This is a genomic window from Klebsiella sp. H-Nf2 (assembly GCF_002806645.1).
Classification (GTDB): Bacteria; Pseudomonadota; Gammaproteobacteria; order Enterobacterales; family Enterobacteriaceae; genus Klebsiella; species Klebsiella variicola.
The window spans coordinates 779,138-802,993 of sequence record NZ_PIBL01000001.1; the positions used below are offsets into that span (position 1 = coordinate 779,138).

Below are 23,856 nucleotides of genomic sequence, written 5' to 3' on the forward strand. Positions count from 1 at the left end.
GTAATCAGAATACGGACGCGCCACATGGATTAAATAAATTTAGCCTTATCTGCCCATGCAACAGGCACGCCCTGAGCGCATAACAGGGGTTCAAAACTGAGCAGCACCGCATCAGCAATGTTGTGCTCAATAAAAGGATCTTCCTGCAGAAAAGCGTGAATCAAGGGCTTATCGTTTCCGCGCATAAGAATGAACCCACCGGCATGATTATCAACAGGGCCGGCAAACAGAATTTTTCCTTCTTTAATTCCTCTCACAAGCCATTGCTTGTGTGCCTCAAGATGGACTGAGATTTCCTCTTCCGAACTCAGGTATGTCAATGTTATCGCGTGCATCATGGCCTACACCTCATTAGCAAATCGTCGTTGTTGTTCTGAGAAACTGATCTCAATGTCTGACTTATTTCTTTTAACTGCACATGTCTGAATAACGGGTTTCATGACTCCAGCTAACGCTGAATTTATTTTATGCTGAGCGCAGCCTGATTAATCAGTTCAGCAACCTGAGCGGGATGGGAAATCATGGACAGGTGACCGGAATGAATCCGCGAAATGTGGGCGCCCATCTCGTGGGCAAAACGCGCCTGGACCGACGTATTCAGCGCATGGTCATTTTCGGTGATCAGGTACCATGATGGCCTGCTATGCCAGGCGGCGGTCTCTATCTTTTCGCTGAAGGCGCCCGCGGCGATGGGCTGCTGCTGCGCCGCCAGAAGGCGTGCCTGTGATGCAGAAAGGTCATTCGCCATGATCTGATGAAAAGCATTCGCATCATCCAGCCAGATCAAGCCGTTTTTATCCGCCTCCATCCCCTCCATCGGCGCATTAAGCCGTGTCAGCGCATCGGCGACAGATTCTCCTGAGTCCGGCGCCAGGGCAGAAAGGTAGACCAGTCCCTTCACGTTTGGTGCATTACCTGCCTGGGTAATAACCGCGCCAGCCCATGAATGCCCCACCAGAAGAACGCCGCCCTTCTGACGCTCGAGGACGCGTTCCGTCGCCGTCACGTCATCATGCAATGAGGTCAAGGGATTCTGCACGGCGGTGACGTGATAACCGTCAGCCTGAAGCAACGGGATAACGGCAGACCAGCTGGAGCCATCCGCAAACGCCCCGTGGACCAGAACAATGTTTTTAATATCCGTCGCCTCTGCCCGGAGAGGCGAGGCGAATGAGGTCATCAAAGACATAACGAATGCTCCCAGACGAATGTTTTTCTTAAGAAAATGGTTCATCGACTCTCACTCTACCGTTGACGTTAAAAGAACGTCGCTCACTTTAACGCGCCAGGCTGAAACCTATAAAGTGTCTTAAATGACAGTTATGATGCTAAATCAGACAAAATTTTTACCAGGACTCACCATGCGAATTGCGTTACTGGCTATACCGGGCAGCATGAGATCGGCACTTGCCGGCATAGCCGACATGTTCTGGCTCGCCAATCAGATCATCGTCCAAAATCCGCAAGTCAACGCGGATATTGCACGGAAGTCACCGTTTTTTGAGGTCATGGTGGTCACCTCCGATGGTCTGCCAGTCATGGACGTACAGGGGAGAAAAATCGTTAGCGATGGCTCGTTCAATGATGCCGAACCTGTTGATCTGGTTATTGCCAGCGGTATGCAGCTTGACGAGCAGAAGCTTCCCCTCGCGCAAGAGGCCGTTACCGCTGCCGCAGAATGGGTGAAAGAAAAATATCTTCAGGGCAGCTGCATTGCAGGGGCCTGCGCCGGCGGATTTATTCTGGGTGAAGCCGGGTTACTCAACGGACGCGCCTGTACCACGACCTGGTGGCTGTATCATACCTTGCGATCGCGATACCCACTGGCGAAGCCCGTCTGGGGGAAAGTCATGGCTGAACAGGACAACATCATTACCACAGGAGGCCCGTTTTCGTGGATTGACCTGGTTATCTATATTGTTCGCAAATATGCGGGCAATGAGATTGCCAAACTGACGGCTGATATGGCCGTTGCGGATAGCCAGCCATTATCACAGCAGCTTTATGCGCCTGCCGGATTTCTTAATTCAAGGCATCCTCTTCTGATGAAGGCTGAACAGCTGGTGCGTTATCAAAACCCCGGCATCACGGTAGATCAGCTGGCTGAGGCCTTGAACCTGACACCCCGTACCCTCAATCGCAAAATGATGGCGCTGATCCAGGAGAATCCGAAAAACTTTATCACGCGGGTTCGTATTGAAACGGCGACGCTTATGCTGGATATTCCTGGCAAAACGATTTCTCAGGTCGCCAACGCCTGCGGATATAGTGATGAGACCGCATTCAGGCGGGCTTTCAGTCGTGTCATGGGCATGTCTCCTGGGAATTACAAAGAGCGGATCAAAAATCAGACCCCATCGTCTTCATTATCCGCAAACAACCTCTCTCAGGTGGTCAGCAGGCATGATGCTTAGAAATCATCATCATGATGAATTCTTCACGCAATTATGAGGTGGCGCTCATTTTATGTGCATGGCGAGTCATATCCTGTGACTAATTCTCAGGAGGTAAAACCATGAAAAAGCTTCTGATATGTTGTTTGTTTGGCAACACCGCCAATTCTCTCGCCAAAAAGATACAGTTACTGGCGGAAAAAAAGGGCCATCCTCTCATTGTCAGCGCAGTGGGCCTGGAAAATTTTGCCAGCGTGGCGCCCGCTTTCGACGGATTTCTCGTTGCGCCGCATATTCAGTATAAGGTCGCGGAGATAAGAGGGATCGTTGGCGACGCTCGTCCTATTGCGGTGATTGAAAGTCTGCCCTATGCCTCACTCGACGCGGAAAAAGTTTTCGCGTTTGTGATGGCGCAGATGCCTGAACTGGCAGTCTGACACCGAAGGCCGCCTCTCTTGTGCGGCCTTCTCTACGCATGTCGCCTTCTACCTGCCCTGTTGAGACGCTTCAGCCAGTAATGCCGCCTGTACAGCAGGACGGACATTTATTATTTCCATGTACGACGATAGCGCTGGCCAGCGATCCAGTGGGATCGCGAAGAATTTGCACCATCCCAGCACCGTGAAGAGGTAGGCATCCGCCACGCTAAAGGACGGGCCAGTTAGATAGTTTTTTTCGCTGAGCGTCGTCTGGAGAAAATCGAACCGTCGGAATAGCTTGTCCCGGAACATCGTTCTGACGTCTTCCGGCAGCGCGGGATTAAACAGCGGTGCCGAACCCGCGTGTATTTCACTGGTGATAAAGTTAAGCCATTCCTGCAGGCGCACCCTTTCCCAGCTGCCCGCGCGCGGCGCCAGGCCGTATTCGGGTTTACGATCGGCGAGGTACTGCACCATCGCCGGCCCCTCGGTGAGTATCTGCCCATCATCCAGCTCAAGCGCAGCAACATACCCTTTCGGGTTAATGGTGAGGAAGTCGCGACCATCAGCGGTGATCTTGCTTCTGTTGTTGACTCTCACCAGTTCAAACTCAAGGTTCAGCTCGCGCAGCACGATGTGCGGTGATAATGAACAGGTATCTGGCGCGTAATAGAGTTTCATCTTGTCTCCGTTAATGTGTAAAGCCGTCCGACAACGTCCTGAACGATCCTCAGCACACTGTATTTAACACCGATCGCACTGTAAAATTAATGATACAGAAAATAACTATTAGCTGAGCTACTGATAATCATGATGAATCTTTTACACTGGCGCCTGCTGGTGGCCGTGGCGGATGCTGGCAATATCTCACGCGCTGCCGAAGAGATAGGTATGACCCAGTCCGGCGCCAGCCAGGCCATTGCCCAGCTGGAGGCTTCCCTGGGCTTTCCGGTATTTACCCGTGAGCGACGATACATCGGGATTACCGCCCTGGGTGAGCAGGTGGTGGAACATGCCAGAAACATGCTTTCGCAGCTGAACGCCATCCGCGAACTGGCTGATCGGGGCCGGAACGTCACCCACGGTCGCATTCGGCTGGCCAGTTTTCCCTCCGTGACGTCTACCTTGTTGCCCGGGCTGCTGCGCGACGTTAAGCGCCTGCATCCGGGTATTGACGTTGTCGTGCTGGAAGGCTCTGACGAAGAAGTCGAAGCGTGGCTTGCCGCAGACACCGTTGAGCTTGGGGTAGTCATGAATCCCGTTCCCGGACGTGCAGAGATGGTATTAGGACAGGATGCATGGGTCGCGGTCCTGCCCGCCAGCCATCGGCTGGCACAGCATGCGAGAGCTGATGGCATAACGTTAAAGGCGCTGGCGGACCAGCCCTTTGTTCTGGCGACGGGCGGCTGTGTCGTGAATGGCAAAAGCCTGATGGAAAAGGCCGGGTTGCAACTCTCTGATATCCGCGTGACGGTTCGCGACTGGATAAGCGCCTGTAAACTGGTCGGTGAAGAGATGGGCGTCGCGCTGGTACCGGAATCCGCCCTGCCGGAGACCTTGCGCAACCTGTGCGTGGCGCCAGTGACGCCGGCTATTCATCGTGAATTTGGGCTGGTTTGTTCGCCATCCGGAACGTCTTCTGATGCCACACAGGCGCTGCTTAATGCGCTGCGTAAACGAAGATGAGCGCTCAAGAATGAATCATCTCATCGGCATGTTAAACGGCTATTTCTGACAAAGCGTGGCCCCTCTGAAGCGCCGTGAGGTCAGCTTTGAGCGAACTGCGGACCTTTACACTCATGATCACCGCTTATGTATGCATTACGAACATAGCGCTGTAGTAATCATCAGTAGCTGTTCAACTTAGTCCGGTACACTCGCTCTGTACTAAAATGCTTATCTAATAGATGATTTAAGAAATCGTCACAAGATCAAGATGGATTTATCAACATGACTAGAACAGAAAGACTTCTCGAACTACTACAGATATTAAGGGCACAAAGATATCCGATCACTGCATCCACCCTCTCAGAAAGACTGGGAATAAGTGTGCGATCCCTTTACAGAGATATAAAAACGCTGCAGTATCAAGGAGTAAGCATTGAAGGTGGTGCTGGAATTGGTTACATCGTTAAGTCTGACTTTCATTTGCCACCCTTAAACCTTTCTCATGAAGAAATCAATGCCATTACACTTGGGTTAAATTGGGTATCTCATAATACTGACCGTGATTTCAAAATTACCGCAAAGAGTGCACTTGCCAAAATACACGCCGTCATTCCTGATGAATTAAAAAACCTTATTGAGAGTCAATCCTATCTGATCGGTCCTTCAGAAAATAATGAGATATATTTTGAAGGTGTTCGCAATGCTATTCAAAAGCGCATGAGAATAAAACTAAAGTATTGTGATAAGAAGGATTGTTACTCTTCTCGAATCATATGGCCAATCGGATTGGTATACATGGAGTCATGCTGGCTTTTGGTTGCATGGTGTGAAATGAGAAATGATTTTCGTCATTTTAGAACGGACAGAATTCAAGATATTGTGCAACTGGATTCTACATATAGTGAAAGCAGAGAAGTTTTATTGAAAAAATGGAGGCTTAAAGAAGGGATCTGCGAGGAGAAAGAGTACTGACAAAAACTGTCACAGCTAATTTGTATACTAACCCAGCTGAAAGACTCAATTCTACTTCATAGGGGGGGTTATGAATTTCAAGAATAAAGTTGCTGTCATAACAGGAAGCACTACAGGTATAGGTGAGGCAGTCGCAGACCAATTACATAAGCATGGATCTAAGGTCGTTATTGTATCCCGTTCGTCAGAACAGGCTAAACAAAAAGCGAAACAATTATCTTCACAGGGACAACAAGCCGTGGGGATCGGATGTGATGTGTCACAGCCTGAACAAGTACGGCAAATGATAGATGATGTTATCAAACATTTCGGCAGACTTGATTATGCAGTAAATAATGCAGGCTTAACAGGTGAACATGGTATAAATATAACTGAGCAGACAATTGAAAACTGGGATAAGGTTATTGCAACTTCATTGAGCGGTGTTTTTTACTGCCTAAAATATGAAATACCTCAGATGATGAAATCTGGTGGCTCTATAGTTAATTTATCTGCAGTAAATGGACTGGTTGGCATTCCTGGGTTAGCACCTTACACCGTGGCTAAACATGGCATAATCGGTTTAACCCAAACCGCAGCGCTAGAGTTTGCATGTGAAGGCATTCGAATCAATGCAGTAGCTCCGGGCTATGTCCAAACCCCACGAATGAGTGAGTTCCCAGAAAATATCGTACGTAGTTTCGCAAATAGCCACCCTATGAAAAGGATGGCAAAAATGCAAGAAGTAGCAGACTTCATACTGTTTTTACTGTCAGATAATTCAGCATTCTGTACCGGAGGAGTTTATCCAATCGATGGCGGTTATTTAGCTGAGTAAAATTTCCCTAAAGCCCTTTTAAACTTTAAGAATTGCCTCGCCAAAGTCGTAGGCTAGCTGGGGTGTATAGTTAACGCTTCCATTATCAGGCCTGTGATGAAAATATTTTAAGTATGGGTTAATATTGGGATTGATGATCGGCACTCCATTTGTTCATACATCATGCCATTAACAACGTCCTCTTCTGGCACTCATGGGACGTCCAGGGCCCGGGAGTACTCCCCTGGACGCATGGTCCAGATTGATCATTATGATTTTTTATGGTTTTGTGAAGATAAGAATAACGAGAGCCAAAAAGGCTAAAATTGAAGAGGAGCACTACCATGAGCAATCCAGAAATAAAAAATAAGGGCCATGAACCTCCGGATGGTCTTCCTCGTTATCGTCTCCTGACAGGTAAGGATGACGCTAAATTTTGTCATCGGGTTTCAGAAGCACTGGCGCTTGGTTATCAACTGTATGGCTCCCCCGCCGCGACGTTTAATGGGCAGGATGTGATTGTTGCGCAGGCTATCATATGGCCTGAGGTACAGCAGAATCAGGCTTCGTAGGAATGAGTGGGCTCGCAGCGTCCGGAATCTGCCCGGTGCTGTAAATCACCGCAAGGTCTGTCATAAGGTAATTGCATCACGCATCGCGACACCTTTTTTCTTTACGCAGGCCTTCTCTTTCACTGTTTGTCAGAACTGTGGACCGCAGTAATCTCCACCCCGTGCTTTAATCAATGAGAGTGATGTCGGGTGCAAATTAAACTACCTTTCTCAACAGCAAAGGCGGGATAACCCTACCTTCGCAGGGTTTCTACGCCTGGTAATATGCCCATGACAGTCTCTAAGACCGCTTAGAGCGAGAAGCGTAAGTGAGAGTTTGTAATGATTACCAGGATGCAGAACTAAAATCGGCCGCTGATAATTAATGAAGAGCAGGTCAGGGTGACCAGCCCCCTTCCGTTTATATATTTCGGGCAGGCGAGCATACGTTTTTACTTAATACTCGTTCACTTTAAGGCTTCGTCTCTGCCGTGATACCAGGTTTCAAAAGCATCAGGGGTCATCGGTTTGGCAAAAAAATAGCCCTGAACTTCATCGCAGCCCAGCCTTCTTAAAATATCAACGGTCCTGGCATCCTCGACTCCTTCGGCCAGAACGATATAGTCGAGCTGCTTGAGGAGTGTGATAACGTTGCGAACAATGATGCGGCTGGCATTGTCGTCAGCAACCTTACTCACAATAGAGCGGTCAAGCTTGATGATGTCCATCGGGATTTGTCGCAGGTAATTAATGTTGCTGTATCCGGAACCAAAATCATCCAGAGATATTTTAAATCCGCGTTGTTTGAGCATGTCCAGGCCGATAAGTGCAGCGGGACTTTCCAGCATCTTCTCGGTTTCCAGACACTCCACCCCCAGCAGGGCGGGATCCAGACGCGCGTCCAGCATTTTCTGTTCCAGATCATCGCAGAAATCTGGTCTTGAAAAATCACTGGCAGCCAGATTAATCGACACAGGTAAAGAAAGTCCACGGCTTTGCCAGGCACTCAGTTGCACAATAGTGTGATCGATAACCCATGCTGTGAGTTCACGCATCAGGCTGGTCTTTTCGACCAGAGGAATAAACACACCCGGCAACACTTCGCCGTTTTTAGGATGTTGCCATCTAAGCAAAGCTTCGGCTCCCGTCACACGCCCTGTCACCAGTGAGATTTTCGGCTGATAAACCAGATATAAGCCCTGGTTTTCTTGTAGCGCTTGTCTAACTTCAGTAAGAAGGCTGAAATCAGTCTTCTTACTGCTATCCAGTGCGTCATCATAAACTGTAAACCGGCGCCCCTGACTAATCCCTTCATGCAATGCGCTGACTGCACGGCGCAGTATTTCATTCGATGTCAGAGATTTATCGCAAAGCCCGGAGTCACCCATGTGAATATCCAGATCAAGGGGAACTTCAGGGGTAAGCCTGGCCTGGATCCCCTGAAGGCTTTGAGAGATATCTTCTAATGTCCGAGTTTTTTCCTTATGGGTAAAAAAGGCAAATCGTCCAACTGCAACGGCGTAGAGCGGCCCTTCTAAAGGCAGGCGTACCTGCAGCTCTGCGACCATATTACGAAGTAGATTTTCTACGGCAGTCATACCGAGTGATCGAGCCATTTCGTAGGCTAATGGCATATCAATACAATCAATAATGACGAGCCTGAATGCGCCTTCAGTTGAAACCTCTATATCCTTCAGCAGTCGCTGCCGGTTTGGTAATAGCGTGACTATATCGAGGTAGCCGACGGAGTGCCACGAGGCCAGAAAATCCGATATAAGTTCTGCAATCTTTTCAAAAAGATCGAGCTGCTCGTCTGAAAGTTCCCTGGGCTGAGTATCGAGGATACACAAGGTACCTATGGATACTCCATCCTGGGTTTTAAGTGGGCAGCCTGCATAAAAGCGAATGAATGGAGCCTCTTTCACCGCGTGATAGTCACGAAAGGTAGGGTGCAGATGAGTGTCATGACAAATGAATGTCTTACTCTGTTCCTGGGTCTGTACGCAAAATGCCTCGCTCAGGCTGATTTCCGTGACGGCAACATTTTGGGCTGATTTGATGTATTGCTTTTCTTCATCGAGAACAGAAACAAAGCCCATCGGCATGTTCAGCAATTGGCATATTAGATGAGTATATTTTTTTAACGCATCATCCCGGCCCTTGTCAGGATTTTTCAACAAGTCGATTACCGCAAGTCTTTTACTTTCATCTCTGCTGAGATCGGTCAACATGGCAAGACATCCTCCGGCGCAATAGGCTTCTGGTTATTCCACACTCAAAGGTAGCATGCATCATTCTTCCAATGGCATATGGTAATATATACGCTGTGACCTGCATAAACTGTCACATTAAAATGTTTCCAGTTGATTGTCTCCCGGAAATGTCGCCCCCGGCTGCCCGGTAATCCATTTGCTGGTTGTGTTTGTGTCAGTAATGTCCGCTCCTGGCACAGAGCAGACAAGCTAACTGAGCCAAAGATCAGCCATGAGCGAGGTGCGGAAATTTGAGTGTTGCCCGCCCCGGACATCTGAACTTAGCTTTGGCATTGCAGTGTAACATCTGAACTGCCTGGGCTTATGTGTTAGCGTTTTCCTGCTGCTTGGGGGTTTTCGCCGTTGCGGCTTTTGACCTGCTGCTGGAGTAAATGAAGAACAGCGCGATACCCAGGCAGACAATGGCGCCGAGACGGCTCATCGAGAATGGAATCGACGCATTGCCCAGCCAGCCGAAGTTATCGATCAACATGCTCATGGTTAACTGGCCAAAAATGACAGCTACCGTAGCAACTGCCGCGCCAATACGCTGGACGGCCAGTACCATAATGACGATATACGGTACGCCAAACATTGCGCCCAGCAGTTGCCATTTAGGTACGTCCATCAACGTCAGGGTGTGTTTGGGTTCGAAGAAAAAGATCAGCAGCCCCGTCACCAGTGCGCCGACAGAAAATGTCAGGAACGCGCTTTTGAATACCCCGACCTTGCTGCCCAGTTGACTATTGATAGCCGCCTGGATACTCAGCATGGCGCCACCGGCGACGGCAAGAAGAATCATAATAATAGTCATAAAGTTAATTTACCCCTGTGCAACCATAACCAGCGCTGCAATGATGAAAATCAGCGCAATAATACGTTTACTGTCAATTTTCCTGTGCGACGTACCGAGCAGGCCGAAGTGATCAATAATCAGGCTCTTGAACACCTGGCCTGCCAGGATGCCAATCATAGTCATGGCGATGCCGATTGCCGGCGTTACCACGGTCAGTATGATGACGTAAATCGGCCCAAGCACGCCGCCAAGTAGCTGCCACGCTGGTTGCGCAAAGAATGACGGGCTGTTACGCGGGCTGAAAAAAAGCATCAGCAGGAAGGTCAGCGCCGCGCCCACCCCAAATATGCTGAAGGTAGCCCAGAGGTCCCCGACCTCCCCACCCAGTGGCCCGAGCAATCCTGCCTCTATGGACAGTCCCATGCCTCCGGCAATGACGATAAAAATCAACATTAGTTGCATAGCAATCAATCTCCAGTAGTCCAGGCGGAGAAGATTACGACTTAACATGGATGTGAAAAATGCCATAATGAGATAAACACCTGTGCAGGATATGCATTAATGAATGAGCTTGGGAACATCAGTATTCGCGCCCTGCTGATTTTTATAGACGTTTATGAAACGCAGAATTTCTCGGTGGTGGCACGGCGGGAAGGGATATCTGCCTCTCAGGTTTCGCGCGTCATCCATCAGATGGAGGATGTGCTCGGGCAGCAGCTTTTTTACCGCAATACCCGGGCGATAATCCCGACGGAAAGCGGCCATCTTTTTATCCGCTATGCGCGAGCGATGACGGGCAGCATGGAGGAGGCGCGGCGGGAGCTCAACGAGAGAATGCTTGAGCCTTCCGGAATGGTCCGCATAAACGCACCGGTATTCTTTGGACAACGCCATGTTGCACCCGCGTTACCCGGCCTGACGGAGCGATATCCGAAGCTCAGTATTGAGCTTACGCTGACGGATGATTACATCGATCCGCACCGGGAGCCGGCTGACGTGATTTTCCGGATTGGCGTGCTGACGGATTCCGCCTTTCATGCGCGCGTGTTTGGTCAGCAGTTCTATCATCTTGCCGCGTCACCGGATTACATCCGCCGGCACGGCATGCTGGGATCACCCGAAGAGCTCGCGCGGCATAAATGCCTGGTCTATCGCGGTTCGTCAGGACCAAACCAATGGCTGCTGCGCAGGCGCGGAGAGGAATGGGTGCACTATCCCGTCTCGCCCCTGATGTCATCGAATAATGCTGAAACCCTGCTGATTGCCGCACTTGGGGGGATGGGGATTGTGCTGTTTCCTGACTGGCTAATTGGAGACCGGCTGAAGAGCGGCGAGCTTGTCGGACTGCTGCCGGAACTGGATAGGTCCATAAAAACGGAGCCACAGCACATCGCGGCAATCTATCCGAATGCCCGCCACCCTCCGCTGAACGTTCGGGCGATTATCGATTACTACCTGGACGCGTTCGGTTCACCGCTTTACTGGCAGTCTCAATAAGTTCTGCAACTTTATTGCTCGTCTTGAATTTTGCATCCTGCTTATGACAGAAGTTAGTTAGGCCTTAAACCTGGTATGGCTGTATCAATGGCAAATCAGCAATAAGTGATGAAACATTTAGCTTCCAGAGAGAAACAATAGTTGCAGGTAAAATAGTTCGATTTTGCCTGCAAATTTTCCTCTACTGTCAACGATATTGCCCAACGTCTCCCCTTTCCCCCCTTAAGAATCCACTTTCTATGCCCGTAAGCCGCTTCGTCATTAAATTCCATTGCCATCTACGGGTCCCTTTTTCGGCTCACGCTGCTTTCTTTCGTGAAACTTTTGCACTGTTTTTGCTCACGAGGATTCACATTGTCTCCTTTTAGTGCTCAAGAGTGATTGTATCTTACTTGCAGATTCAGATTATGCGCAAATCTTCCTGTAAATTCAGTGACATGAAGGCATGGCATCAAATTTGCTTAAGCCAAAATGGCAGACCGCCACATGAAAAATGCACGGTACAGTGCCCAACACAACCACATAACACCACGACTTATCCACACAGGATGATTTATGAAAAAAATAATGTTCTCCACTCTGGTCGCCGCGGCTTCTCTGTTCGCTGTCGCGCAGCAAGCGCATGCGGGTACCACGCTGGATGCAATTAAGAAAAAAGGGTTTGTTCAGTGCGGTATCAGTGATGGTTTACCGGGCTTCTCTTATGCAGATGCGAGCGGCAAATTCACCGGTATTGATGTCGATATCTGCCGTGCTTCGGCAGCGGCAGTATTTGGCGATGCCAGCAAGGTCAAATATACCCCGCTGACGGCCAAAGAGCGTTTTACCGCCCTGCAATCAGGTGAAGTGGATATTCTGTCGCGTAATACAACCTGGACTTCTTCGCGCGATGGCGGGATGGGGTTCTTGTTCGCGGGGGTTAACTACTATGACGGCATTGGCTTCCTGACCCATAAAAAAGCGGGTCTTAAAAGCGCTAAAGAATTGGATGGCGCCACCGTATGTATTCAGGCCGGTACGGATACTGAACTGAACGTGGCTGATTACTTCAAAGCCAACAAAATGCAATACACACCAGTGACCTTTGATCGCTCTGACGAGTCCGCGAAAGCCCTCGACAGCGGTCGTTGCGATACGCTGGCTTCCGACCAGTCTCAACTGTATGCGCTGCGTATTAAACTGGGCAAACCGGATGAATTTGTTGTTCTGCCGGAAGTGATTTCAAAAGAGCCGCTGGGTCCAGTGGTTCGCCGTGGAGATGACGACTGGTTCACCATCGTTAAATGGTCTCTGTACGCCATGCTGAACGCAGAAGAGATGGGGATCACGTCGAAAAACGTTGAGCAGATGGCGGCAAAACCGTCTAACCCTGACATTGCTCACCTCCTGGGGGCTGAAGGTGACTTTGGCAAAGATCTGAAGCTCGACAACAAGTGGGCGTTCAACATTATTAAACAGGTGGGTAACTACCAGGAAAGTTTTGACCGCAACGTCGGTAAAGATAGTGCTCTGAAAATCGCGCGTGGACAGAATGCGCTCTGGAACCAGGGCGGCATCCAGTACGCACCGCCGGTACGTTAATTCTGCCTTCCAGACGGCTACCGCCCCTCGCGGGGGGTAGCCGATGCGCTTTTTTTAATGAGGTTTCAACATGTCTCAACGCCCAACCGTGAAAAGGGATTTTTCGTTCGGTAACCCCACGGTTCGCGCCTGGCTTTACCAGATGGCCGCCATCATAGCCGTGCTTGCTATTGTGGGATATCTGATCCACAACACGGTGATCAACCTTGCCAATCGCGGTATTACCTCCGGTTTTGGTTTTCTTGAGCGAAGCGCCGGTTTCGGTATCGTCCAGCATCTGATTGATTATACGGAAGGCGATACCTATGCTCGCGTCTTTCTCGTGGGGTTAACCAACACCCTGCTGGTTTCCGCGCTGTGCATTGTGTTCGCTTCTGTTCTTGGGTTCTTCATCGGCCTCGCACGGCTATCGGATAACTGGTTGCTGCGAAGGCTATCGACCATCTACATCGAAACATTCCGTAATATTCCGCCATTGTTGCAAATTTTCTTCTGGTACTTCGCCGTGCTGCGTAATTTACCTGGTCCGCGAGAAGCATTGAGCGCATTCGACCTGGCATTTGTCAGCAACCGCGGTCTCTACATCCCCTGGCCTACCTACGCACCTGGCAGCTGGCCGTTCGTTATTGCGCTGGTTTTGGCGATCGCTGGTAGCGTCGGTTTACGGCATTACAACCGTCAACATCAGTTGAAAACCGGCCAGTTACGGCGAACATGGCCGATTGCGGCGGCAATGATCGTTCTCTTCCCGCTGATTGCCCATATTCTGTTTGGCGCCGCCACTCACTGGGATATCCCACAGCTACGCGGGTTTAACTTCCGTGGCGGATTCGTCATGATACCGGAGCTGGCGTCGTTGACGTTGGCGCTGTCGATCTACACCTCTTCATTTATTGCCGAAGTCATCCGCTCCGGTATCCAGTCTGTTCCACATGGACAGAATGAAGCGGCCCGTTCACTGGGTTTGCCGAATCCCGTAACGATGCGGCAGGTGATTATCCCGCAGGCGATGCGGGTCATCATTCCCCCGCTGACCAGTCAGTACCTCAACATTGTAAAAAACTCCTCACTGGCGGCTGCGATCGGCTACCCGGATATGGTCTCGCTGTTTGCCGGTACGGTACTGAATCAGACAGGTCAGGCTATCGAGACGATTGCCATCACCATGGCAGTGTACCTGCTTATCAGTCTGATGATTTCGCTGCTGATGAACCTCTACAACCGCAAAATTGCGCTGGTTGAGCGTTAAGAGAACGGAATGACTATGTTTGCTACCACACATGAAACACCGCCAGTCCCCACCAGCCCGGTGCGTAAAGCCTGGCGCTGGGCACGTAAAAATCTGTTCTCCAGCGGGTTCAATACGCTGCTGACACTGTTGTGCCTGTGGATTATCTGCAACATTATACCGCCAGCGCTAAACTGGCTGGTATTTCAGGCTAACTGGATGGGCACCACCCGTGCCGACTGTACCAAAGAAGGCGCCTGCTGGGTGTTCATCCATGCACGCTTTGGCCAGTTTATGTATGGGCTGTATCCGCATGAACTGCGCTGGCGCATTAATCTCGCTCTGATAATCGGCGTGCTGTCGATTATCCCGATGTTTATCAAGTCGATGCCGCGCCGGGGCCGTTATATCGCCTGTTGGGCCGTGATCTATCCTCTTATGGTCTGGTTCCTGATGTACGGGGGGTTTTTCGGCCTCGAACGTGTTGAAACCCGCCAGTGGGGGGGGCTGACGCTGACATTAATTATCGCCTCTGTCGGGATTGCCGGCGCGTTGCCATTGGGGATTTTACTGGCGCTGGGACGGCGGTCAACGATGCCGGTGGTTCGTACCTTGTCGGTCATCTTTATTGAATTCTGGCGAGGCGTGCCGCTGATTACCGTGCTGTTTATGTCATCGGTGATGCTGCCGCTGTTTATGGCCGAAGGGAGCACTATCGATAAGCTGGTGCGCGCTCTGGTCGGGGTGATTCTGTTCCAGTCGGCCTACATTGCCGAAGTCGTGCGTGGGGGGCTACAGGCGCTTCCCAAAGGACAGTATGAAGCGGCGGAATCGCTGGCGCTGGGCTACTGGAAAACGCAGGTTCTGGTTATTCTCCCCCAGGCGCTCAAGCTCACCATCCCGGGGCTGGTAAACACGATTATCGCGCTATTTAAAGACACCAGTCTGGTGATCATCATTGGATTGTTCGATCTGTTCAGTAGCGTACAGCAGGCAACGGTAGATCCTGCCTGGCTGGGTATGTCGACAGAGGGGTATGTTTTCGCAGCCCTCGTCTATTGGATTTTCTGTTTTAGCATGTCGCGCTACAGCCAGTATCTGGAAAAGCGCTTTCACACCGGGCGCAAATCGCACTGAGGTTTTACATGACACATACTATGATTAATTCTGCTGACGCCATGATGATTACGCTCGAAAATGTGAATAAATGGTACGGTCAGTTTCACGTTTTGAAAGATATTAACCTGCAGGTGAAACCTCGTGAACGCATTGTTCTTTGCGGGCCTTCAGGATCGGGTAAGTCGACCACGATTCGTTGCATCAACCACCTGGAAGAACACCAGCAAGGGCGGATCGTCGTTGATGGCATTCATCTGAACGATGATGTCCGCAACATAGAACGCGTACGCACTGAAGTTGGCATGGTATTTCAACACTTTAATCTGTTCCCCCACCTGACCGTTTTGCAGAACTGTACCCTGGCGCCGACCTGGGTACGGAAGATGCCGGCGAAAGAAGCGGAAGCGCTGGCAATGCACTATCTGCAACGTGTCCGTATTGCGGAACATGCGCATAAATTTCCCGGGCAGCTGTCGGGTGGTCAACAGCAACGCGTGGCGATCGCCCGTTCTTTGTGCATGAAACCCAAAATCATGTTGTTCGATGAGCCTACCTCAGCACTTGATCCGGAGATGGTCAAAGAAGTGCTCGATACAATGATTGGCCTGGCGGAAGATGGTATGACTATGTTGTGCGTCACGCATGAAATGGGTTTTGCCCGTACGGTGGCCGATCGGGTGATCTTCATGGACCGCGGTGAGATTGTCGAACAGGCGCCGCCACAGGAATTTTTCTCCCATCCAAAATCAGAACGTACCCGTACGTTTTTGTCGCAGGTTATACACTAAACGCCCAGGGACACTCCCAATTTTCCCCCTCAGCTCTTGCTGAGGGGGAAATATTAGTGCTCAGCCGCGCTGTACATCGACCGCAACTTCGAGGGCCAGCGTGACTCCGCCATCGAAAATAACCCCCTGCAATGGGGCAACATCGGCGTAATCCCTGCCCCACGCCGTCACAATATGTTGTCCCTGAGGCATGAGATCGTTAGTCGGATCAAACTCCAGCCAGCCTGCATCCGGGATAAAAATGGCAAACCACGCATGCGACGCATCGGTCCCAACTAATTTTTCCTGCCCCTCGGGCGGTAACGTTTCAATATAGCCGCTGATATAGCGAGCGGGTAAGCCGACGGAACGCAGGCAGGCGATCGCCAGATGGGCAAAATCCTGACAGACGCCCCGCTTTTCCTGTAAGACCTGCTCTGGCGGGGTGCTGACACTGGTCGCAATCGGATCGAAAGTAAACTCCTCAAAAATACGATGGGTCAATGCCGCCGCCGCCTGAATGACCGGGGCATCATCATGAAAAATATCCGCCACGTAGGAAGCCAGTTGCTGAGAACGGCGAATTAAACTGGAATCGAGCAAATACTCTTTCGCCATCCGCAGCTCCGGCGTACCGGACTCATGTAATCGCTGCCGATACTCTCCACAGGTCAGAGAGTGGCTATTCAGCAGGTCCGCGTGGTTGATTTCGTCAATATCAAGCTCACTTTCCATCTCAATGGTCAGGGTGTCGTGCGGGACCTGGATCGAAAAATAAAACGTCAAATTACCGAAATAATCACACCCTTCGTTCTGATAAACCGGCATCGGCGTTACGATGATCCGCCGTTGCAGGCAGTGCTGATTCGCGGTATTTCGCGGCAACAGGTGCGTCATGTTGTAGCATAACGTCACCGGAGAATTGTACTGGTACTTTGTAAGATGTCGTACCCGGTATTTCATAAGTCGGTCTTCCACTGGGTATTAATCAATTGCTGCGGTCCATTGGCATGGTCGAAATATTTGTCGCTCAGCAAGGTCGTGAATTGCTCCAGCTGGCTGATTATCTGCGTCATTATCGTATCCAGTTGTCCCCGCAGTCCGGTTTGTTCATCAACCTGTGCCAGTAGATCAAGATCGGCGAGTTGAATATCCGTGAGTGATTTCATCACCGGTCGCATATCAGATGTCAGGCTGGAGGTTTGTCCCTCCAGGCGCGGCAAATCGAGGAGATATTTACGCAACCGATCAACCTGATAAATCAATGAACGCGGGTTCGTCCCATCCAGCATCAATAAATCCAGACCGGAAATGATATTCATCTGCCCCCGGTAACGTCGTCGAAAGGAAATTAACGCCTCGACGCTCATCAGTACCGATTCTAAAATTTGCTGTTGCTGCAAACCAGGAACGGCGCGGGTTAAGGTATGTTTCAGCAGAATGGCGGTCAGACGCGCCCGTTCAGCGCGGCGACCAATTTCCTGGAACCGCCAGTCCATGCCCCGCAGCATGCTCTCATGACTCAGTCCGGACAGGGCCAGTAAAGAGGTGACCAGATTATCCAGCGACTCCTCCGGCAACTCCGGCAGTCCGTCTTGATAGGCGACTTCCACCGTCCGAATATAATCACGTAATTCATTGATGATTATGCGAGTATCGGCCGATAGCATCTCTTTCACCTGCTCACCGCAGGCCAGCATGTTGAGGATATTAAATTTTATCGATCCCGCACGTTGGCCATCGCAAACCAGTGAAGACAGTTCATGATTCTGGTCGCCGACAGCGTCGCTTTCAGGAAATGTCCCGGTGAGCGCTGATAATGCTCCCAGCAGAATTTCGCGACTTTCAGGCATAAATTGCTCAACGCCGTTAAGCTGTTTGAACAGAATACGTATCAGGCGCAGGCTCATTTCCGCGCGTTCCGCATAGCGGCCGAACCAGAACAGGTTTTCTATCACCCGGCTTGGCAAATTTCCCTCATCGCGGGGAATCGAGTCTGTCAGAAGTGGCTGCGCGGTATCGAAGCTTTCACCAAGTATCCACGTATCTTTACTCCGTGCGCCGGATAAGTCGCTGACAATAAAATCATCTGCAGACTCTGCTACCCGCGACAACGTTCCTGGCATGACGCAGTATCCTTCCGGTGCGGCAACGGTGAAAGCACGGAAAATCGTGGGGCGATACTCAATTTGCTGATTATCCCACACCGGAACACGTGAACCCGGAATATAGGCCTGAGCCACGTAGCTGTGCGGACTAGCAGTAATTTGCTGAAGAATTAGCTTGCGGCCTGCGTCATCCAGACTATGGCCATAGATACTTTTGCTATCAAAACTCCGATAAGACGGTTTGATGATCAGTTGATCAACGTGGTGGATCACAAAGTCGCGGTCCTCCGCCCTGCCACACCACCAGGTCTTCACCGTGGGGATCAACAGCGGTTCACCCAGCAAAAACTGACTCATTTCAGGGATAAACGCCAGCAACGCCGGAGCTTCAAGGACCCCTGAGCCCAGGGGATTAGCCAGCACGACGTTACCGTTGCGCACCACTTCAAGCAGTCCTGGTACCCCCAGGCGAGAGTCGGAACGGAGTTCTGTCTGATCGCAGTAGGTATCATCCATCCGGCGCAAAATCACATCCACTTCCGACAAGCCATTCAGGGATTTCAACCATACTCTGCCGTTACGCACGGTCAGGTCGCCTCCCTGCACCAGCTGAAAGCCGAGATAGTTTGCCAGATAAGCGTGCTCAAAATAGGTACTGCTGTAGGCGCCGGGAGTGAGGACGACGATCCGCGGGGTATCGGTTTTGTGGCTGGCAAGGCTGGCCAGCGTATGCCGCAGAGCATGAAAGAAACCGGAAAGTCGCCGGACATGACTGTTACGAAACAACGATGGCAGTACGCGGGAAACAGCGATTCGGTTTTCCAGAACATAGCCAGTACCACTCGGGGCCTGAGTGCGATCGCCTATCGCCACAAACTGTCCATTCCCACCGCGAACCAAATCGACAGCATGGAAGATCAGATTGTGAGCCCCAGGCAAACGAATACCGTGGCATTGACGCAGAAAACCTGGGTGAGAGAAGACAATCTCTGACGGGATGATCCCCTCTTTCAGCAGGCGCTGTTCACCATAGAGGTCTTTAAGCATCAGGTCGAATAGCAGCGAACGCTGAGCCAGCCCACGTTCCACGGTTGCCCATTCCCCCTCCGCCAACAGAGTGGGAATGATATCCAGCGACCAGACGTTTGGCGAAAGCGGATCACCATTAAGGTTATAGGTGGCGCCATCATCACGCAAAATACGCTGTGCCTGGCGAAGACGGTTTTCCATCCCTTCCACACCCATCTCACTGACGCTGTTCATCACCTCCGTCCAGTGTGGACGGAGGATGTTCGTCAGATCGCAGGCCTCGTTATAAATTGCTGTCGACGCGTTCTCGACAGAGAAAGAAGCCGGCTCACAGGCCGGCGCGATTGATTCAGAAAAAGAAGCAGTCATGTATTCTGATTACCCGGCTCAAAACTAAATCCTAGTATACTTCCTGCGAAGGTCCAGAGTATGTGGGTATTCATCACCAGGTTCCTCTGCAGGTGGAGCCATCGGGCGTGGTACCTGCTCATGCTCATAGAAGGTCCTTAGCGCGCTGAATGCCGGTGGGGGGATCAATGTACCTTGGGTAAAACCATGATCCCAGAAGCGATTGACACGCCTGGCTTCGGCTTCGTTGCTGTTAACCGGACGCGTCTCATAGTTACGTCCGCCAGGGTGGCTGACGCGATAGGTGCAGCCGCCGATGGAAAGACCATTCCAGGTATCAATCAAATCAAACACTAACGGGGTATTTACCCCAATCGTCGGATGCAGCGCTGACGGTGGCGCCCACGCCCGATAACGTACCGCCCCCACCATCTCTCCTTGTCTTCCGGTAGCCCGCAGCGGCACGCGGCGACCGTTACACGCCAGCACGTAGCGCCCTTCGGTTAAACCCGACAGGCGCACCTGTATACGTTCGACGGAGGAGTCTACATAGCGCGACGTCCCGGACAGCGTCACTTCCTCACCCAGAACATGCCACGGTTCGATGGCCCAGCGCAGCTCCAGCTCAATATCATCGATTTGCTGACGGCCATAGTGTGGGAAACGGAACTCTTCAAACGGCAACAGCCACGCCAGTTTGAAGGGATAACCATGACGTTGCAGGTCATCCACCACCTCTTTCACATCCTGCCAGACAAAATGCGGCAACATAAATTTATCGTGCAGCTGTGTCCCCCAGCGGACCAGCGGCTGGTGATACGGTTCTTTCCAGAAACGCGCCACCAGACACCGGAGGAGCAGTAATTGCACCAGCGACATGCGAGCGTGAGGGGGCATTTCGAAACCGCGGAACTCCAGCAGCCCCAGGCGACCACTACTACTGCCTGCCGCATAGAGTTTGTCAATGCAGAATTCTGAACGGTGGGTATTGCCGGTGACATCCACCAGCAGATTGCGCATCAGTCTGTCCACCAGCCATGGCGTATCAACCAGCCCTTCCGGCATATTCTGGAAGGCAATTTCCATTTCATAGAGGGCTTCATCGCGCCCTTCATCCGGGCGCGGAGCCTGACTGGTTGGTCCAATAAACATACCGGAGAATAAGTAGGAAAGACCGGGGTGATGTTGCCAGTAGGTCACCAGGCTACGCAGGAGATCGGGACGTCGAAGTACCGGACTGTCGGCTGGCGTACTCCCGCCCAAAGTGACATGGTTTCCCCCTCCGGTACCGGTGTGCCGACCATCAAGCATAAACTTCTCGGCCCCCAGCCTTGCCTGGTGCGCCTGCTCGTAGAGTGTTTCAATATTATGCACCAACTCATCCCAGTGGCTGGCCGGGTGAATATTGACCTCGATAACCCCCGGATCGGGGGTCAGTAACAGCTTTTGCAAGCGAGGATCTTTTGGCGGCTCATAACCTTCAATCACCACCGGAAGCTGCAGTTCACTGGCCGCCTCCTCGATGGCATGCACCAGAGCCACATAATTCTCGAGGTGGGTAACCGGGGGCAGGAACAGATGCAGCTTGCCCTCTCGCGGTTCGAAGCACAGTGCGGTACGGACCACGCTTTTAGTGCCGTTGGCGACCTTTTTTTGTTGCTGTAAGGTCTGCCGGGCACGAACAGGGGCCGTCTCTCCCCCCATAGCAAAGACCGGAAGGGGTTCGCGAGGTTCAAAAGGATCTCGTTCGACGACGATCTCATCGTCGGCTAATGGCGGCAGCGAATTGAGCGGCAGACGGTAGCCCATCGCACTATCACCGGGGATCAGTGTAATCAGCCCGGCACGCATTGGCCAGGGGCTACTTTGCCAGCATGCGCCATCGAATTCGACAGGCAGGATGTAGCCCGTGGGGTTTTCCATCCCGCGGCTAAGCAAACTCGCCAGTCTCCGCCGTTCAAGGTCATGATTCAGATCCGCGGTCCTCGGATCGACCCCCTCAGGGAGAGAACGCTCCAGCCACAGATAGTAGAGCGAATCTTCATAAGCGGGTTGTAAATAGCGGGCGGCAACCCCTAACTGCCGGCATAGAGCCTCACCAAATCGTTCTGCGTCGCTAAGGGTGTGGCCATAATCCCGATCGACACGGGCCAGGAGCGCCTGGTCGTGCCACAACGCCTCGCCATCGGTACGCCAGAAGCATCCAAGCGCCCAACGCGGAACCTCTTCGCCGGGATACCATTTTCCCTGACCATAATGCAGCAATCCGCCGCGACTAAACTGCGTTTTTAAGCGCAGTAACAGATCTTTCGCGAGGCGTAATTTATCTTTACCCAGCGCATCGGTATTCCACTGTGCGGAATCCATATCGTCAATGGAGATAAACGTCGGTTCGCCTCCCATTGTCAGTCGCACATCGTTAGATTGCAGTTCGGCATCAACAGCGCGCCCCAGTGCGTTGATGTTAAGCCACTCGTCTTCGCTATAAGGCCGTGTGACCCGCGGATCTTCATGGATGCGGGTCACAATATTGGAATAGCTAAACTCGCATTCGCACGGGTCGGTTGCGCCGGTAATCGGCGCCGCAGACTGCGGGTCAGCCGTACAGGCTAAAGGAATATGCCCTTCGCCTGCGAACAGACCGCTGGTCGGGTCGAGCCCCACCCACCCGGCGCCGGGTAAATAGACCTCGCACCAGGCGTGCAGATCGGTGAAATCCTGTTCCGGGCCTGAGGGGCCATCCAACGCTTTCACATCGGCGGTGAGCTGCACCAGATAACCAGAGGCAAAGCGCGCGGCCAGCCCCAGATTACGCAGTATCTGTACCAGCAACCATGAGGTATCCCGGCACGAGCCTTTTTTTAATGTCAGCGTCTCCTGACAACTCTGCACGCCGGGTTCAAGGCGAATACCGTAGTCAATTTCGTTGGCCAGTCGGCTATTGAGCTGCACGAGGAAGGTTACGATAGGCACCATTTCCTCACAATCAACGCTTGCCAGCCACGCCTCCAGCTCAGGACACTGTTCGGTGACCTTGAGATAAGGCGCGAGTTCTTCTTGCATCAAGGCATCATAGGCAAAGGGGAAATTCTCGGCATACTCTTCGATAAAGAAATCAAACGGGTTGATCACGGTCATATCCGCAATCACCTCCACCGCAAACTCCAGGCGCTTCACTTTTTCAGGAAACACCAGACGTGCCTGATAGTTACCGAAGGGATCCTGCTGCCAGTTAATAAAATGGTCCTCTGGCGTCACTTTCAGGGAGTAGCCATGGATATGCGTACGTGAATGTGGCGCAGGCCGCAGACGCAAAATATGTGGCGCCACGTTGATCAAACGATCGAAGTCATAGGTCGTTTTATGTTGAATCGCTACCCGGATGGTCATACGGCATCTCCTTGCAGGAAATGAAACCAGTTGTCGGTAATCAGATGATGAAGCGCAATCAGGCTGAGCTGGATTTCATTAAGATAGAGGCTGAACTCTCGGTTCAGATCGTGAGAGTGTTCAACGCCCCGGGTCGCAAGCAGCAGGCTGTCGATGTGCACAGAAACGGCTGATGCCCGCGGCAGCTCAGCGGCGGCCAGTTTGATCTGCTCCAGACAAAAGCGCTGCGAACGGGGGAAATGCCTGTCCGTAAGGAGCAAAGTGACCACCAGCGAGCCTTTAATAGAGCAGCGCATCACCCGGCGAAAGCTGAGATAGGCGCTTTGTGATTTCAGTACCTTCGACCACACGACCTGGCCTAACTTAATGCTCTCTTCCTCGCGCGCCTGCATCATCAGGGAATTCGCGGCGTCAAGAATGCGTGTATTCATATCGGCGCGCTCGAGATAGCGCCCCATGTTCAGAAAATACCAGCCGGCATCACGACTCATCGAACCGGTCAGTAAACCAACAATTTTCTGACATCCTTCTATGATGGTATTAAGGTAGGTATGCCGTTCAGAACGGTTGATACCGAGGCGGATATTCTGGCGGGCATAGAGATCCAGCTCATTAATCAGCTCCCACATTTCGCCCGGCACCACATCGCGGCTGGTCCGGATATTTTCACGGACCATTTTTAATGACGACAGCAGTGAATCTGGGTTGCTCTCGTCAGCCAGCAGAAATTTCAGAACATTACGTTCGTCTTTAATCTTATAGCGCTGGTTAAACAAGACGACACCGCTGTTAATTTCAATCAGGTTATACCAGGAAACCGCAATATCGCGTGGCAGATCGTAAAGCAGATCGTCATACACGCTGACTAACCGTGCGATATTCTCCACACGTTCCAGATAACGCGCGCTCCAGTACAGGCGTGCCGCAACTCTTGATAGCATA

General features: G+C 51.5%; 21 protein-coding genes. 11 read left to right on the forward strand and 10 right to left on the reverse strand.

Annotated elements, in window-relative coordinates:
* Positions 1-29: 29 nt before the first annotated feature.
* Together CWM58_RS03870 and CWM58_RS03875 are read right to left on the reverse strand one after the other, a co-directional pair.
* The gene (locus tag CWM58_RS03870) at positions 30-338 is read right to left on the reverse strand and encodes a YciI family protein (RefSeq protein WP_100680276.1); all 309 of its coding nucleotides are present in this window, start codon (positions 336-338) and stop codon (positions 30-32) included.
* 122 nt (positions 339-460) lie between these two features.
* The gene (locus tag CWM58_RS03875) at positions 461-1,189 is read right to left on the reverse strand and encodes an alpha/beta hydrolase (RefSeq protein ID WP_100680277.1); all 729 of its coding nucleotides are present in this window, start codon (positions 1,187-1,189) and stop codon (positions 461-463) included.
* Positions 1,190-1,313: 124 nt separating this feature from the next.
* On the opposite strand from CWM58_RS03875, the gene CWM58_RS03880 reads away from it, so the two are divergent.
* A complete protein-coding gene (locus tag CWM58_RS03880) occupies positions 1,314-2,414 on the forward strand; it encodes a GlxA family transcriptional regulator (protein ID WP_100680278.1) in 1,101 nt (366 codons plus the stop codon).
* Between the two features lie 101 nt (positions 2,415-2,515).
* Positions 2,516-2,830 (forward strand): PTS sugar transporter subunit IIB, encoded by a 315-nt coding sequence (locus CWM58_RS03885; protein ID WP_100680279.1) that lies wholly within the window; start codon positions 2,516-2,518, stop codon positions 2,828-2,830.
* Between the two features lie 48 nt (positions 2,831-2,878).
* Here CWM58_RS03885 and gstA read toward each other — a convergent pair whose 3' ends face one another.
* On the reverse strand, positions 2,879-3,493 hold the full coding sequence (gene gstA / locus CWM58_RS03890; RefSeq protein WP_100680280.1) for a glutathione transferase GstA: 615 nt from the start codon (positions 3,491-3,493) through the stop codon (positions 2,879-2,881).
* A gap of 129 nt (positions 3,494-3,622) precedes the next feature.
* Here gstA and CWM58_RS03895 point away from each other — a divergent pair, with 129 nt between their 5' ends.
* From CWM58_RS03895 to CWM58_RS03910, 4 genes are all read left to right on the forward strand, one after another.
* Positions 3,623-4,498: a LysR family transcriptional regulator gene (locus tag CWM58_RS03895; protein ID WP_100680281.1), complete on the forward strand. Its 876-nt coding sequence runs from the start codon at positions 3,623-3,625 to the stop codon at positions 4,496-4,498.
* Positions 4,499-4,762: 264 nt separating this feature from the next.
* Positions 4,763-5,452: a helix-turn-helix transcriptional regulator gene (locus CWM58_RS03900; RefSeq protein WP_100680282.1), complete on the forward strand. Its 690-nt coding sequence runs from the start codon at positions 4,763-4,765 to the stop codon at positions 5,450-5,452.
* 70 nt (positions 5,453-5,522) lie between these two features.
* Positions 5,523-6,269 (forward strand): SDR family NAD(P)-dependent oxidoreductase, encoded by a 747-nt coding sequence (locus CWM58_RS03905; RefSeq protein WP_021462587.1) that lies wholly within the window; start codon positions 5,523-5,525, stop codon positions 6,267-6,269.
* Between the two features lie 323 nt (positions 6,270-6,592).
* Entirely contained in the window at positions 6,593-6,820 is a 228-nt protein-coding gene (locus CWM58_RS03910; RefSeq protein ID WP_012542191.1) for a DUF1737 domain-containing protein, read from the forward strand.
* A 446-nt stretch (positions 6,821-7,266) separates the two neighbouring features.
* On the opposite strand, the gene CWM58_RS03915 is transcribed toward CWM58_RS03910, so the two are convergent.
* From CWM58_RS03915 to CWM58_RS03925, 3 genes are all read right to left on the reverse strand, one after another.
* A complete protein-coding gene (locus tag CWM58_RS03915; RefSeq protein ID WP_100680283.1) occupies positions 7,267-9,030 on the reverse strand; it encodes an EAL domain-containing protein in 1,764 nt (587 codons plus the stop codon).
* A 343-nt stretch (positions 9,031-9,373) separates the two neighbouring features.
* Positions 9,374-9,865 (reverse strand): DMT family transporter, encoded by a 492-nt coding sequence (locus CWM58_RS03920; RefSeq protein WP_100680284.1) that lies wholly within the window; start codon positions 9,863-9,865, stop codon positions 9,374-9,376.
* A 9-nt stretch (positions 9,866-9,874) separates the two neighbouring features.
* Positions 9,875-10,309, reverse strand: coding sequence for a DMT family transporter (locus tag CWM58_RS03925; protein ID WP_061154525.1), 435 nt, complete (start codon positions 10,307-10,309; stop codon positions 9,875-9,877).
* A gap of 99 nt (positions 10,310-10,408) precedes the next feature.
* Here CWM58_RS03925 and CWM58_RS03930 point away from each other — a divergent pair, with 99 nt between their 5' ends.
* From CWM58_RS03930 to CWM58_RS03950, 5 genes are all read left to right on the forward strand, one after another.
* Complete coding sequence (locus CWM58_RS03930; RefSeq protein ID WP_061154524.1) at positions 10,409-11,344, forward strand: LysR family transcriptional regulator; 936 nt, start codon at positions 10,409-10,411, stop codon at positions 11,342-11,344.
* A gap of 555 nt (positions 11,345-11,899) precedes the next feature.
* Complete coding sequence (locus CWM58_RS03935; protein WP_100680285.1) at positions 11,900-12,925, forward strand: amino acid ABC transporter substrate-binding protein; 1,026 nt, start codon at positions 11,900-11,902, stop codon at positions 12,923-12,925.
* Between the two features lie 70 nt (positions 12,926-12,995).
* The gene (locus CWM58_RS03940; RefSeq protein ID WP_100675557.1) at positions 12,996-14,174 is read left to right on the forward strand and encodes an amino acid ABC transporter permease; all 1,179 of its coding nucleotides are present in this window, start codon (positions 12,996-12,998) and stop codon (positions 14,172-14,174) included.
* Positions 14,175-14,189: 15 nt separating this feature from the next.
* The gene (locus tag CWM58_RS03945; RefSeq protein WP_074385793.1) at positions 14,190-15,290 is read left to right on the forward strand and encodes an amino acid ABC transporter permease; all 1,101 of its coding nucleotides are present in this window, start codon (positions 14,190-14,192) and stop codon (positions 15,288-15,290) included.
* Positions 15,291-15,298: 8 nt separating this feature from the next.
* Positions 15,299-16,060: an amino acid ABC transporter ATP-binding protein gene (locus CWM58_RS03950; RefSeq protein ID WP_061154520.1), complete on the forward strand. Its 762-nt coding sequence runs from the start codon at positions 15,299-15,301 to the stop codon at positions 16,058-16,060.
* A gap of 60 nt (positions 16,061-16,120) precedes the next feature.
* Here the strand turns inward: CWM58_RS03950 and CWM58_RS03955 are convergent, their stop codons facing one another.
* From CWM58_RS03955 to CWM58_RS03970, 4 genes are read right to left on the reverse strand one after another with little or no spacing between them, the layout of a single operon-like run.
* On the reverse strand, positions 16,121-17,002 hold the full coding sequence (locus CWM58_RS03955) for a transglutaminase family protein (RefSeq protein ID WP_100680286.1): 882 nt from the start codon (positions 17,000-17,002) through the stop codon (positions 16,121-16,123).
* Positions 16,999-19,545, reverse strand: a complete 2,547-nt coding sequence (locus CWM58_RS03960; RefSeq protein ID WP_100680287.1) for a circularly permuted type 2 ATP-grasp protein — start codon at positions 19,543-19,545, stop codon at positions 16,999-17,001. The genes CWM58_RS03955 and CWM58_RS03960 overlap by 4 nt, the downstream gene beginning before the upstream one ends.
* 24 nt (positions 19,546-19,569) lie before the next feature.
* On the reverse strand, positions 19,570-22,914 hold the full coding sequence (locus CWM58_RS03965; RefSeq protein WP_100680288.1) for a DUF2126 domain-containing protein: 3,345 nt from the start codon (positions 22,912-22,914) through the stop codon (positions 19,570-19,572).
* Entirely contained in the window at positions 22,911-23,855 is a 945-nt protein-coding gene (locus tag CWM58_RS03970) for an alpha-E domain-containing protein (RefSeq protein WP_061156364.1), read from the reverse strand. Before CWM58_RS03970 ends, CWM58_RS03965 begins: the two co-directional genes overlap by 4 nt.
* Position 23,856 lies beyond the last annotated feature (1 nt).